Here is a 13,089-nt window from a genome sequence, read left to right as displayed (position 1 = left end):
CCCGGATCCCCCGGGGGCGGCGGTCACCGGGCGGCGAGGGCCTCGCGCATGACCTCGACCGGCGGGCTCTGCCCCGTCCACTGCTCGAACGCGGCCGCCCCCTGGTGCAGGAGCATCCCGAGCCCGTCGACCGTCCGCGCGCCGCGCCCGGCGGCGGCGGCGAGCCAGGGGGTCCCGCCCGGCCGGTAGACGATGTCGGCGACCACCTGGCCGCGGCCGATGCCCGCCATGGGGAGCTCCGCGGGGACGTCGTCGCCGTGCAGGCCGAGGCTCGTCGCGTTGACGACCAGGGCGGACTGGCCGGCGACGGTGTCGAGCGCCGGCCCGGTGAACGGGACGGGGTCGCCCAGCTCGGCGGCCGCGGCGGCCGTCCGGTTCGCCACCCGCACCCGCGCCCCACGGCCGCGCAACGCGAACGCCACCGCCCGGGCGGCGCCGCCCGCGCCGATCAGGAGGACGTCGGCGCCCGCCAGGTCGAGGGGGGCCTGCTCGTCGAGGGCGCGGAGGAACCCGGCGGCGTCGGTGTTGTCGCCGCGGAAGCCGCCCGCCCCGTCCGGCACGAGGGTGTTGGCGGCGCCGATCGCCGTCACCGCCTCCGACACCGACGAGCAGGCGGCGATCGCCGCGCGCTTGTGGGGGATCGTGACGTTGAGCCCGGCGCACCCCGCGGCGGCGAGGCCGTGGACGGCCTCCTCGACGCGCGCCGGCTCGACGGGGAAGGCCGCGTAGATCCAGTCGAGCCGGAGGGCCCGGAACGCGGCGTTGTGCATCGCCGGGGACAGCGAGTGCGCGACGGGCCAGCCGATGATCCCGGCGACCCTGGTCCCTCCCCCGATCATCCGCCGGCGTTCGCCCGCGACCGTGCGACGTCCGACGCGAACTGCTCCGGCGACGTCGAGAAGTAGTGGCCGCCGGAGCCGTCGTTCTTCGCGACGTAGTAGATGAAGTCGTTGCGGGCGGGCCGTGCCGCCGCGCGGATCGAGTCGAGGCCGGGGCTCGCGATCGGCCCGGGCGGCAACCCCGGGAACCGCCGCGTGTTGTACGGGGAGTCGACGGCGAGGTCGGTCGCGGTCAGCTCGGGCTTCCACTCGCCGATGGCGTACTGGACGGTGGCGTCGATGTCGAGGCGCATCCCCGCCCTCAGGCGGTTGTAGAGCACCCCGGCCACGACCCGCCGCTCCGCCGGCACCGCCACCTCCCGCTCGATCATCGACGCGAGGATCAGGACGTCGTAGCGGGTGAGGTTGCGGGCGCGGGCGTAGGAGAAGTCGACCTGCGACTCGTTCGACAGGTACGCCGCGACCTGCTCGGCGACGAGCTCGTCGGCCGTCGTCCTCTCGGTGATGTCGTACGTCGCCGGGAAGAGGAAGCCCTCCAGCGACGTGGGCCTGTTCGCCCGCGCGAGCTGGCGGCCGCGGGCCCCGGGGCCCGTGACCTGCAGGTACCGGTCACCCGAGATGGAGGTCTCGGCGTCGAGCAGCGCGGCGACGTCCTCGCGGCGCAGTCCCTCCCGGATCAGGAGCTTCTGCACGGGCAGCTCGACCGTCTCGGCGACGACGGGGGCGTCCTCGTCCCCGCGGATGCGGTCCCACCCGAGGGCGAGGCCGGTCGCGACGACCATCAGGACGATCAGCAGCAGCCACAGCATCGTCCGGCCGTGGGCACGCTCGGTCCGCGGGCGGCGGCGGCCCCGACCGGGGGGGCGGCCGCTCACGCCCGCGCCGCCAGATACGCCTCGAGGAGCACGCAGGCGGCGAGGCTGTCGAGGTCGGCGCGCGACCCGCCCTCGCGTCCGCGGCGTCCGCCCTCGACCGTCGTGAGCCGCTCGTCCCACATCTCGACCGGCACGGTGACGCGCGACTTCAGGCGCCCCGCGAAACCCGCCGCCGCCCGCGCCTGCACGCCGCGCTCGCCGGACATCGCGCGGGGCTCCCCCACGACGATCCGCTCGGGGGCCTCCGCGGCGATCACGGCGTCCAGCGCCCTCCTGCCGGCCGGCGAGTCCACGCGCGCGATCGCCGGGAGCGGTCGCGCGATCGTGCCGGTGGGGTCGCTCACGGCGACCCCGGTCCGGGCGGACCCGTGGTCGAGGGCGAGAACCTTCACGCCCCCCGGGGGGCCGTCAGGATCGCCCGGGCCGCCGCGAGGGCGTCGGGGAGGCGCTCGGGGTCCTTGCCCCCGGCCCGCGCCATCGCGTCCTTGCCGCCACCGCCGCCGCCCACGACGGGGGCGACCTCGCGGATGACGGCGCCGGCGGAGAGCCCGGCGGCGACCGCCCCGGGGGCGAGGCTCGCCACGATCAGGGCCTTGCCCTCGGACGCGGCGCCCAGGACGACGGCGGCGCCGTCGCCGAGCGTCCCCTTCAGCCGGTCCGCGATGGCGAGCAGCTCGTCCATGTCACCGGCCTCGACCTGGGCCACCAGGGCGCGGACGTCGCCGATGGTGACGGCCTGCTCGGCGAGCCCGCCGACGTCGGTGCGTGTCGTCTTCGCGCGCTTCAGCTCCGACTGCAGCTCGCGGATGCGCTCGTCGCGGGCGGCGACCTCGTCGAGCAGGGCGCGCTCGCGGTCCCGCAGCCAGGCGACGGCGGCGGTGCCGGTGAGCGCCTCGATGCGCCGCGACCCGGCGCCGGTCGACGCCTCCGCGGTGATCACGAACGGCCCGATCTCGCCGGTGCGCGACACGTGGGTGCCGCCGCACAGCTCCTGCGAGAAGTCGCCGGCCGACACCACGCGCACGCGCTCGCCGTACTTCTCCTCGAACAGGCCGATCGCGCCGGCGTCGGCGGCGGCCTGCCGGTCGGTGATCTCCCAGCCGACCGGCTGGTCCTCGTCGACGCGCCCGTTGACCATGCGCTCGATCTCGACGAGCGTCTCGGGGGCGACGCGGCCGCGGTGGGTGAAGTCGAACCGCAGCTTGTCGGGGCCGACGTAGGAGCCGGCCTGGCGGACGCCCTGGCCGAGGGTCTCGCGCAGCGCCCAGTTGAGGACGTGGGTGGCGGTGTGGTTCGCCTGGGTCTGGCGCCGGCGGGGGCCGTCGACCCTCGCCGTCACCTCGGACCCGACGGGCAGGTGCCCCTGCTCGAGGCGGACCCGCAGGACCTGGTCGGCGCCGAGCCGCATGACGTCGACGACGACGGCGCCGCCGTCGGGACCGTCGATGCGGCCGGTGTCGGACACCTGGCCGCCGCCCTCGGCGTAGAACGGGGAGCGCTCCAGCTTGAGCAGGGCGGTGCCGTCGCCGAGCTCCTCCATCGCCGTGACGCGGGTGTCGGCGACGGTGTCGTCCCAGCCGACGAACTCGGCGGGCGCGGACTCGCGGGCGACGAGGGCCACCCGCTCCGACAGGTCGGACGCGCCGTCGGCGGCGCCGCCGGCCCGCGAGCGCTCGCGCTGCTCGCCCATGAGGCGCTCGAAGCCCTCGGCGTCGACCCCGAGCCCGGCGTCCTGGGCCGCCTCGAGGGTCAGGTCGAGCGGGAAGCCGAACGTGTCGTGCAGGCGGAACGCGTCCTCGCCGCTGACCGTGCCCTCCGACCGGGCGATGACCTCGCCGAGCAGGCGGCGGCCCTGGGTGAGGGTGCGGGCGAACTGCTCCGCCTCGGCGCCGATCACGTCGCGCACCTCGGCGGCGCGGTCGCGCAGCTCGGGGTAGGCGTCGCCCCAGCCGTCCACCACGGGACCGGTGAGGCCGACGACGGCGTCGGGCGGCAGGCCGAGGTGGCCGGCCTCGGACACGGCGCGGCGCACGATCCGCCGCAGCACGTAGTCGCGGCCCTCGTTGCCGGGGACCACGCCGTCGGACGCGAGGAACGTCATCGCGCGCCCGTGGTCGGCCAGGACGCGCAGCGCGCGGTCGTCGCGGCCGTCGGCGCCGTACCTGCGCCCGCTCGCCTGCTCCGCCCAGGCGATCAGGGGCCGGAAGCCGTCGGTCTCGAAGACGGAGGGGACGTCCTGCAGGATCGCGGCCATCCGCTCCAGCCCGGCGCCCGTGTCGATGTTCTTCGCGGGGAGCGGCGAGAGCGTCCCGTCGGCCGCCCGCTCGTACTGCATGAACACGAGGTTCCAGTACTCGAGGTAGCGGTCGCCGCCGACGGCGGGGCCGCCCTCGGGGCCGAACGACGGGCCGCGGTCGAGGTACAGCTCCGTGTTGGGGCCGCACGGGCCCGTCGGCCCGGCCTTCCAGAAGTTGTCGGCCTCGCCGAGGCGCTGGATCCGGTCGCGGGGGACGCCGAGCTCGACCCACTTCTCGAGGGCCTCGTCGTCGCCGGGGACGCCGTCCATGCCCTCGAACACCGTGATCCAGATCCTCTCGGGGTCGAGCCCGAAGACCTCGGTGGAGACCTCCCACCCGAAGCGGATGGCGTCGTCCTTGAAGTAGTCGCCGATCGAGAAGTTGCCGAGCATCTCGAAGAAGGTGAGATGCCGGGCGGTGTGCCCGACCTGGTCGATGTCGTTCGTGCGGAAGCACTTCTGGGAGCTGGTCATGCGCGGCCGGGGCGGCGTGTCCGCACCCATGAAGTACGACTTCAGCGGCTGCATGCCCGCGATCGTCAGGAGCACCGACGGGTCGTCCTCGAAGGGGACGAGGGACGCCGAGGGGATGCGCAGGTGCCCCTGGCGCGCGAAGTAGGCGAGGAAGGCCTCGCGGATCTCGTTCGTGGTCATCCGACCGCTCAGTGTAGGGAAGCGGCGGGGAGGCTAGCCGTGGCCCCCGAAGGCGTTGCGGACGTCGCGGTCGAGGTCCTCCTCGGCCTGCGCGGCCGCGCGCTTGCCGGCCGCCAGGGCCTCGCGGATCTGCTGGGGGAGCCGCTCGCGCTCACGCGCGATCGTGTCCCTCCAGAGCTTCGGGTCGAGCGCGCCGATCGAGCCGAGCCACGCCACGGCGCCTCCGATCAGTCCGATCTTCACCAGGCGCGCCATGGCCTAGTAGGGGCTGTCGTGCTTGGCGTCGGCGGGCGGCGGGTCCGCCGGGGGCGGCGGCGCGGTCGCGGACGCGGCGGGGGTGACGGGCGGCGGCACGGGCGGGGCCGGCGGCACGGGCGGCGCCGGGGGCGCGGGCGGCGGCACGGCGGCGGCCTCGGCGGGCGACGTCGGTCCGTGCGGGGACGGCGTCGCGACGCGCGCGGCCTCGGCGTCGGCGGCGCGGCGGGCGCGCAGCGTGGCGACGGCCTCGCGGGCGCCGGCGGCGAGGCCCGTGATCTTGCGGACCGGCTTCGTGACGGCGCTCGACACGGTCTGGACGGTCTTCTCGGCGCCCTTCGTGGCCCCGACGGCCGTCTTCATCATCTCGTCGACCCGCATGAGCTCGAGGTTGACGCCGTCGACGGTGGTCTGCGCCTTGTTGAGGATCGGCACGACCTCGTCGGTGATGCGGGTCACCGAGGTCCCGAGGCGGCCGAACACGCCCGCCATGCGGAGGAACAGGTAGGCCAGCCCGACCCCCGTGAGGATCAGGAAGATCGAGAGGGCCAGCTTCAGCAGGTCGGACCAGTCCACTAGTGCGTCCTCCGGTGGGTGTCGGGCGCCGGGTCGGTGATGGTACCGGCCGCGACGAGGCGACCGTCGCGGTACAGCGCCGCGGTCTGCCCCGGGGCGACCCCGTCGGCGGGATCCTCGAGCGAGATGCGCACCCCGTCCCCCTCCTCCGCCGCGTGGCCCCGCAGGGCGCGGCCACGGTAGCGCACCCGGACCTCGAGCGGGCCGTCGTCCAGGGCGCCGTGCACCCGGACGGGGTCGAGGCGGAGGCCGGCGGTGCTCAGCATCTCCCGCGGCCCGACGACGACGGCGTTGCGCGCCGCGTCGGTGGAGAGGACGTAGAGGGGCTCCGCCCCGGCGATGCCGATGCCGCGCCGCTGGCCGACGGTGAAGCGCCAGTGGCCGGTGTGGGTGCCGAGGCGGCGTCCGTCGGCGTCCTCGATCGGGCCGGGGCGCGGGGCGAGGCCGCTGCGCTCGAGGAACGGCGCGTACCCGCCCTCGCCGACGAAGCAGACCTCCTGGCTCTCGACGGCCTCCGCCCCGGGCAGGCCCGCCGCGCGGGCGATCGCCCTGACGCGGTCCTTCGTGAGGTCGCCGAGCGGGAAGCGCAGCCGCTCCCGGTCGCGTCCGTCGAGCATGGCGAGCATGTAGCTCTGGTCCTTCCCCGCGTCGCGCGCGCGGGAAACGAGGGCGCGGCCGCGGTCGTCGCGGTCGACGCGGGCGTAGTGGCCGGTCGCCATGAGGCGCGCGCCGACGAGGGCGGCGGCGTCGGAGAGCACCGAGAACCGCACCGTCCCGTTGCACGTCACGCACGGGTTGGGCGTGCGGCCCGCCCGGTACCCCGCGATGAAGTCCTCGACCACGCCGGAGCGGAAGCGCTCGGCGACGTCGAGGGTGACGTGCGGGATCCCGAGGGCGTGGGCGGCGGCGCGGGCCATGCGGACCGTCTCGGGCGAGCAGCACGACCGCTCGGCGGCGGCGGCGCCCGGGTCGTGCCAGAGGCGCATCGTGACGCCGACGACGTCGAGGCCGGCGTCGCGCAGCAGCAGGGCCGCGACGGCGCTGTCGACCCCGCCGCTCATCGCGACGGCGACGCGGTCGGCGCGGGCGGGGATGCCGTGGTCGCCGAGCCGGGCGGTGTGCCACGCCTCGAGGGCGCGGGCGACGGCGTCCGACACGATGTCGGGCCCGTGGATGCGGTCGGCGCCGAGCCCGCCGAGGTCGCCGTCGAGGTCGGCGGGCCCGAGGCGCAGGGCGTCGTCGAGTGTCGCGCCGGTCAGGCGCGCGCACGCGGCGCTCGCGGCGGCGGTCGCGGCGCCGCACCCGAAGGCCTGGAAGCGGGCCTCGCGGACGCGGCGGCCCCGGATCCGCAGGGAGATCCGCACGAGGTCGCCGCACGACGCGCTGCCGGACTCGCCGACGGCGTCGGCGCCGGCCATCGGCCCGGCGCCCGCGGGGGACGCCAGATGGCGCATGGCCTCGGGGGGATAGGGCGGCACCGGGCGAGGCTACCACCCGGTGCCGCCGTCCCCGGGAGGGCCCCCGCGGGCCCCCGCCGGGTGCGCTCCTAGGGTGCCGCCGTCGCGGCCGCGCCGCGGTTGCGGGCGGCGGTGTCGGCGGCGTCGGAGATCGACTGGCGCAGGATCTCGGCGTCGCTGAGGCCGTCCCAGCGGTTGACGAGGGTGCGGTCGCGTCCGATGACGGCCACCGACGGGGTGCCGGTGACGCCGAGGAGGTCCGCCAGATCGCCGAACTTGTCCTTGCCCACCCGGTAGACGAACACGTCGGCGGCACGGGCCGCGCCGGGGTCGGCCTGGACGGCGCGCAGGGCGGCGGCGACGTCGGCGTCGTCCGCGGGGCCGTCCACCAGGAAGGCGACGACCACGACCTTGCTGCCGGCGAGCGCGGCGACGACGGGCTTCGGGGTGCGGGGTCCGGGGGTGACGACGCCACCGGTGGCCACGGGGGCCACGGCGACGGGGGCGGCCACGGCCGGCGGGACCGTCGCGGCCGGGAGGTCGGCGGACGTGTCGCCGCCCCCGCCGCAGCCGGCGGCGAGCGCGACGGTGGCCGACGCGAGGGCGAGCGCGGCGAGCGCGCGACGCGGCCTCACGAGATCACGAAGAGGTCGCCCCGCGGTGCCGTTCCGGCCTGTGACTTGAACCTGCGGTAGCAGGTGGGTGACGGGCCGTCCGCGCTCACGCGGGGACGCGACGCCGTCTCCCTGGTCACTCTAGTTGGCTCAAGGTGTGAGCCGGTGGCGAACACTGCAGGGCACCTCCGAGTCTAGCCGCTGTGAACGAGGTCGGCACGGTGACCGGCCGCCTTGAACGCCGGGCCGGGCGGACTGGGCATCTCATCCATCGGCCCTTGGAACCCCGGGCTGAAGCGACGACCCTCGGATGACGGCAACGCCTCCCCGGAGAACCCAGGTGCTCGTCCCCGCCCCCCCACCCGCATACACCCTCGCCCCCGGCGTCGGACCGCTCGACGAGGGGCAGCAGATCGCCCTCGACGCCTGCCTCGCCGCGCTCACCGGCCGCATGTCGGCCGTGGTCGTCACGGCGGCCGGCACGACCGTCAGCCACCACGTGATCGAGCTGATGACGGCGGCCGGGTCGATGCTCGTCCTCGAACGGGTCCCGTCCGAGGTCGCCGCCACGCTCGCGCCGGCCGGGGTCGCGACCGCGGCGTGACCCGCCGCGCTAGCCTGCGGCGGATGGACGACGCGATCGGTGAGCGCCTCGAGATGCTGCTGGTCGCCCGCTGGCTGGAGGAGGGCGCCGACGCCGCGGGGGAGCTGTCGTTCCCGGTCGCGGCGGCGGCGGCGGAGCTCGGGCTGGAGCCCGACCGCCGCGGGCTGCTCGCCGTGATGGCGGGGCTCGGCGAGCTGGAGGAGCGGCGCCTCGTGCGCGTCAGCTGGCCCCAGGGGACCGGCGGCAGCGAGGCCCTGGTGGTGCTGGCCGACGCGCTCCGCAGCGACGCGCGCCGGCTGTTCGGCCGCACCTCCTAGGGCGCGCTACCTCACGACCCGCCAGAGGCGGGGCTCGAACGGCTCCGGGTCCGACGCGGGACGGTCGCGGTCGTCGATCGACACGCGCAGGTGCCCCTCGGCGGCGAGGCGCTCCAGCAGCGCGATCAGCTCGGCCGGGCCGATCTCGGCGCCGCGGGCGAGGACCCGCTCGTGCAGGACGGCCTCCCGCACCGGCTCGCCCGCGCGGCGCAGCGCGTCGAGCACGGCCTCCTGCGGGTCCGGCGCGGCCGGCGCGGGCGCCTCCACGGGGGGCGTCGCGGCCGCGGGCCGCGGCGCCTCGCGCAGCCCCAGCTCGCGGAGCTGGGCGGGGTCGACGGCGGCGGGCGCCCCGGTGAGGGGGTCGGCGCCGGTGGCCGTCTTCGGGAACGCCATGACGTCGCGGATCGAGCGCTCCCCCGCGAGGAGCATCACGAGGCGGTCGAGGCCGAGCGCGATGCCGCCGTGCGGCGGCGCGCCGAGGCGCAGGGCGCGCAGCAGGAAGCCGAACTTCGCCTCGGCCTCCTCCGCCGACAGGCCGATCAGGCCGAACACCCGCTCCTGCACGGAGCGGTCGTGGATGCGGATGCTGCCCCCGCCGATCTCCAGGCCGTTCAGCACGACGTCGTAGGCCAGCGACAGGACGCCGCCGGGATCCGACTCGAGACGGTCGAGGTCCTCCGGGCGGGGTGCGGTGAAGGGGTGGTGCGTCGCGTCCCAGCGCCCCTCCCCCGCGTCCCAGTCCACCAGCGGGAAGTCGACGACCCAGAGGGGCGCCCAGACGTCGTCCGGGACGAGCCCGTGGCGCTCCGCGAAGCGCGTGCGGAGCGTGCCGAGCACGGCCTGCGCGACGGGCTCCGCGTCGGCGACGAGGGTGATGAGGTCGCCGGGCTCCGCGCCTAGGTCCGCGGCGATCGCGCCGAGGAACCTCGACGTCGGCGACCGCAGCGACCCGTCCGCCTCCACGGCCGCCCAGACGAGCCCCTTCGCGCCGAGCTCGCGGGCCTCGGCCATCAGCTCGTCGCCCACCTTGCGGCTCGTGCCCGCGGCGGCGCCGGGGACGACCAGGCCGCGCACGACGCCCCCCGCGGCGATCGCGCCCTCGAAGACGCCGAAGCCGCTGGCGCCGGCCGGGCCGGTCCAGTCGAGGATCTCCATGCCGAACCGCACGTCGGGGCGGTCGGTGCCGTACCGGCGCACCGACTCGGCGTGCGTCATCCGCGGGAACGGCGTCGGGAGGTCGATGCCGGCGGCCGCGAACGACTCGACCAGGACCGCCTCGGTCACGTCCTGGATCTGCTGCGGCTCGACGAACGAGGCCTCGACGTCGAGCTGGGTGAACTCGGGCTGCCGGTCGGCGCGGAGGTCCTCGTCGCGGAAGCAGTGGACCACCTGGTAGTACCGCTCGAGCCCGCCGACCATGAGGAGCTGCTTGAACAGCTGGGGGCTCTGCGGCAGGGCGTACCAGGAGCCGCGCTGCATGCGGCTCGGCACCAGGAAGTCGCGGGCGCCCTCGGGCGTCGAGCGGGTGAGCATGGGCGTCTCGACCTCGAGGAACCCCTCGCCCTCCAGCACGCGGCGCATCGCCGAGACCACGCGGGACCGCAGCTCCAGCGCCCGCAGGCGGCGGGGGCGGCGGATGTCGAGGTAGCGGTACTGCAGGCGCAGCTCCTCGGAGGCCTCCTGCGTCTCGTCCTCGACGGAGAACGGCAGCGCGTCGGCCTCGGAGAGCATCTCGAGGCGGGTCACCCCCACCTCGACCGCACCCGTCGGGATGCCGGGGTTCACGGTCGCCGCGGAGCGGGCCAGCACCTCGCCCTCGACGAGGATCACGTCCTCGGGGCTGAGCTGGCCGGCGGCGGCGTGCGCCTCCGCGGCCTCCGGGTGGAAGACGAGCTGGACGACGCCGGAGCGGTCGCGCAGGTCGATGAACACGACGCCGCCGTGGTCGCGGCGGCGGTGCACCCACCCCGACAGGCGCACCGTCGCGCCGAGGGCCTCCGCGGCCCCCGCGCACGTGTGGCTCCGATACCGGTCCGCGCCGATCATCCGCTCAACTCCTCGACCAGGCCCCCGAGGGGCACCCGGCGTTGCTCGCCCGTGTCCATGTCCCTGACCGTCGCCACGCCCTCGGCGTGCTCGCGCGCCCCCACGATCACCGCGCGGCGGGCGCCGAGCGACGACGCGTGGCGCATCATGGCCTTCAGGCTCCGCCCGCGCAGGTCGCTCTCGCACCGCAGGCCCCGGGCGCGCAGCGCCTCGAGCACCGGCAGCATCCCGACGCGCAGGTCGGCGTCCATCACCGCGAGGTAGACGTCGAGGCCGGCGGGCTCCCCGCCGCCGCCCATCGCGAGGACGATCCGCTCGATGCCGGCGCCGAACCCGATGCCCGGGGTGGGCGGCCCCCCGAGTCCCTCGACCAGGCCGTCGTAGCGCCCTCCCCCGCCGACGGCGCTCTGCGCCCCGAGGTGGTCGCTGACGAACTCGAAGACGGTCATCGTGTAGTAGTCGAAGCCGCGGACGAGGGTGGGGTCGTCGACGTACGGGATCCCGAGCGCGTCGAGGGCGGCGAGCACGTGCTCGCGGTGCGCCTGGGCCGCCGGCGACAGGTTGTCGAGCAGCGTCGGCGCGTCCCGCATGACCTCCGCGACCCGCGGGTCCTTCGTGTCGAACAGGCGCAGCGGGTTGACGCGCATGCGCTCGCGCGCGTCCTCGCCGAGCGCGTCGAGGTGGCCCTCCAGGTACGCGACGAGGCGCTCCCGGAACGGGCCGCGGCTCTCCGGGTCGCCCATGCTGCCGATCCGCAGCGTCACGCCGGGGACGCCGAGCTCCCGGTAGATGCCGTGGAGCAGGGCGATGACCTCGGCGTCGAGCAGCGGGTCGTCGCTGCCGATCGCCTCGGCGCCGACCTGCCAGTGCTCGCGGAAGCGGCCGGCCTGCGGCGCCTCGTACCGGAACATCGGCGCGGCGTACCAGAGCTTCACGGGCAGCGGCTGCTTGTGCATGCCGTGCTCGACGAACGCCCGCACCACGGGCGCGGTGCCCTCGGGGCGCAGGCTCAGGCTGCGGCCGCCCTGGTCCTCGAAGGTGTACATCTCCTTGCGGACCACGTCGGTGCTCGTGCCGACGCCGCGCACGAAGAGGTCGGTCTCCTCGAACGTCGGCGTGACGATGCGCGAGTAGCCGTAGCGGGCGAACGCCTCGCGGGCGACGTCGATGACCCGCTGGCGCAGGTCGCTCTCGGGGGGCAGCACGTCACGCGTGCCCCGGGGCGCCGCCACCCGGCGGCCGGAACCGCTCAACGGTCCGTCTGCCGTGCCCGCTTCTCGGTCCAGCGCTTCATCTGGCGCTTGTAGCGGAAGCGGTCCAGGACGAGCCCCAGCGGCACCATCAGGCCGAAGGCGAGCAGGCTGATCAGCAGCGCCGCCACCGGTGTCTCGTCGACGACGTAGACGAGGTAGGGGAAGAAGATCGCGGACACGATCGCCGCGCGGATGAGCACGCCCTGGAACGACGGGGCGAGGGGCTCGCCGGGGCGGCGCTTCGGCTCCGGGCGCTTCGCCTCGGCCGCCTGGGCCGCGGCGGCGCGGCGGGGCACGCCGACCGGCGGCGGGCCGGCGCCCTTGCGGCGCTTGCGCTTGGCCATCAGGCCACCCCCGTCGGGTCGATGACCTGCCCGGGCCGGAACCCGGAGATGCGCATCGCGGACGGGGTGGGACCGCCGAGGACGGCGTCGCGCGGGATGAGCCCGACGAGCTCGGCGTCGCCGGCCTCGACGCCGAGGCGCTCCGCCTCGGCCCGCACCGCGGCGATCACCAACGCAGGCGGGGCCGCCCGGTGGTCCTCGATGTTCATCGACACCTGGGCCATGCCCGCCTCCGGCAGGTAGAGCCCGAGCGCGCGCACGCCGGGCAGGCCCCCGCCGGCCTCGCGCACGCGGGCCGCGATGGTGCGGGCCTCGGTGAGCGTGGCGTCGGGGAGCCAGACGTTGAGGGCGATCAGGGGCGGCCGCACGCCCACCAGCACCGCGCCGGCGCTGGGGTGCAGCCGCGGGGGGCCGGCGTCGGGCACGAGGCCCCCCTCGTCCACGAGGTGCGCGAGGCCCTCGAGGCCGTCGCGGCGGAAGTCGCGGGGACGGGTGCGGTCGGACGACGTCGCGACGGCGCCGTAGAGGAAGACGGGCAGGGCGATCTCGGTCGCGAGGCGCCCGGCGAGCCCGAGGGCGATCTCCGACGCCAGGCCGATGCCGTCGTCGTCGAAGGCGACGATCGGGACGACGTCCAGGGCGCCGGTGCGCGGGTGCGCCCCGCGCTGGCGCCGGAGGTCGATGCGGTCGACGCAGGCGGCGGCGAGGTCGACGAGGGAGTCCTGCAGGGCGAGCGGCTCGCCGGCGAGGCTGATGACGCTGCGGTGGTGATCGGGGTCGGAGTGGACGTCGAGCACCCGCACGCCGGGGACCTCGCACGCCTCGACCAGGGCGTGGATCGTCGCCGCGTCGCGTCCCTCGGACACGTTCGGCACGGCGAGCGCGACGGGCGGCCGCGGCGCGACCGGCATGGCGTCGTCGCGCCACGGCGCCACGGCTTGTGCCCCCCTGGGGGCTCC

At 76.2% G+C, this 13,089-nt stretch carries 13 protein-coding genes, 1 other RNA gene and 1 pseudogene; 2 read left to right on the top strand and 13 right to left on the bottom strand.

Annotated features, from left to right (window positions below):
• Positions 1-23 precede the first annotated feature (23 nt).
• The 9 genes from aroE to ssrS form a co-directional block, all read right to left on the bottom strand.
• The gene (gene aroE / locus IU369_RS08825; protein ID WP_217924202.1) at positions 24-839 is read right to left on the bottom strand and encodes a shikimate dehydrogenase; all 816 of its coding nucleotides are present in this window, start codon (positions 837-839) and stop codon (positions 24-26) included.
• Positions 836-1,714, bottom strand: coding sequence for an endolytic transglycosylase MltG (mltG, locus tag IU369_RS08820; RefSeq protein ID WP_217924201.1), 879 nt, complete (start codon positions 1,712-1,714; stop codon positions 836-838). The genes aroE and mltG overlap by 4 nt, the downstream gene beginning before the upstream one ends.
• Positions 1,711-2,106 carry a Holliday junction resolvase RuvX gene (ruvX, locus tag IU369_RS08815; RefSeq protein WP_217924200.1) on the bottom strand — a complete coding sequence of 132 codons (396 nt, stop codon included), beginning with the start codon at positions 2,104-2,106 and terminating at the stop codon, positions 1,711-1,713. Before ruvX ends, mltG begins: the two co-directional genes overlap by 4 nt.
• Positions 2,103-4,664, bottom strand: coding sequence for an alanine--tRNA ligase (gene alaS, locus IU369_RS08810; RefSeq protein ID WP_217924199.1), 2,562 nt, complete (start codon positions 4,662-4,664; stop codon positions 2,103-2,105). The genes ruvX and alaS overlap by 4 nt, the downstream gene beginning before the upstream one ends.
• Before the next feature lie 33 nt (positions 4,665-4,697).
• Complete coding sequence (locus IU369_RS08805; RefSeq protein WP_217924198.1) at positions 4,698-4,907, bottom strand: hypothetical protein; 210 nt, start codon at positions 4,905-4,907, stop codon at positions 4,698-4,700.
• A 15-nt stretch (positions 4,908-4,922) separates the two neighbouring features.
• Positions 4,923-5,495 carry a DUF948 domain-containing protein gene (locus IU369_RS08800; protein ID WP_217924197.1) on the bottom strand — a complete coding sequence of 191 codons (573 nt, stop codon included), beginning with the start codon at positions 5,493-5,495 and terminating at the stop codon, positions 4,923-4,925.
• Complete coding sequence (mnmA, locus tag IU369_RS08795) at positions 5,495-6,973, bottom strand: tRNA 2-thiouridine(34) synthase MnmA (protein WP_217924196.1); 1,479 nt, start codon at positions 6,971-6,973, stop codon at positions 5,495-5,497. The genes IU369_RS08800 and mnmA overlap by 1 nt, the downstream gene beginning before the upstream one ends.
• Before the next feature lie 68 nt (positions 6,974-7,041).
• Positions 7,042-7,587, bottom strand: a complete 546-nt coding sequence (locus IU369_RS08790; protein ID WP_217924195.1) for a TlpA family protein disulfide reductase — start codon at positions 7,585-7,587, stop codon at positions 7,042-7,044.
• A 13-nt stretch (positions 7,588-7,600) separates the two neighbouring features.
• Positions 7,601-7,753: non-coding RNA, 6S RNA (gene ssrS, locus IU369_RS08785), on the bottom strand.
• A 153-nt stretch (positions 7,754-7,906) separates the two neighbouring features.
• Here ssrS and IU369_RS08780 point away from each other — a divergent pair.
• Together IU369_RS08780 and IU369_RS08775 are read left to right on the top strand one after the other, a co-directional pair.
• The gene (locus IU369_RS08780) at positions 7,907-8,170 is read left to right on the top strand and encodes a hypothetical protein (protein WP_217924194.1); all 264 of its coding nucleotides are present in this window, start codon (positions 7,907-7,909) and stop codon (positions 8,168-8,170) included.
• Between the two features lie 23 nt (positions 8,171-8,193).
• On the top strand, positions 8,194-8,487 hold the full coding sequence (locus IU369_RS08775) for a hypothetical protein (RefSeq protein WP_217924193.1): 294 nt from the start codon (positions 8,194-8,196) through the stop codon (positions 8,485-8,487).
• Positions 8,488-8,787: 300 nt separating this feature from the next.
• Here IU369_RS08775 and aspS read toward each other — a convergent pair.
• From aspS to IU369_RS08755, 4 genes and pseudogenes are all read right to left on the bottom strand, one after another.
• Positions 8,788-10,533: pseudogene (aspS, locus tag IU369_RS08770) on the bottom strand (aspartate--tRNA ligase); the annotation flags it as partial.
• Entirely contained in the window at positions 10,530-11,786 is a 1,257-nt protein-coding gene (gene hisS, locus IU369_RS08765; protein ID WP_343233212.1) for a histidine--tRNA ligase, read from the bottom strand. The gene hisS and the pseudogene aspS, both read right to left, overlap by 4 nt.
• Entirely contained in the window at positions 11,783-12,130 is a 348-nt protein-coding gene (locus IU369_RS08760) for a hypothetical protein (protein WP_217924190.1), read from the bottom strand. The genes hisS and IU369_RS08760 overlap by 4 nt, the downstream gene beginning before the upstream one ends.
• Entirely contained in the window at positions 12,130-13,065 is a 936-nt protein-coding gene (locus IU369_RS08755) for a hypothetical protein (protein WP_217924189.1), read from the bottom strand. Before IU369_RS08755 ends, IU369_RS08760 begins: the two co-directional genes overlap by 1 nt.
• Between the last annotated feature and the right edge of the window lie 24 nt (positions 13,066-13,089).

This window comes from Miltoncostaea oceani, assembly GCF_018141545.1.
GTDB lineage: Bacteria > Actinomycetota > Thermoleophilia > Miltoncostaeales > Miltoncostaeaceae > Miltoncostaea > Miltoncostaea oceani.
This window is presented reverse-complemented; position numbering and strand designations above follow the sequence as displayed.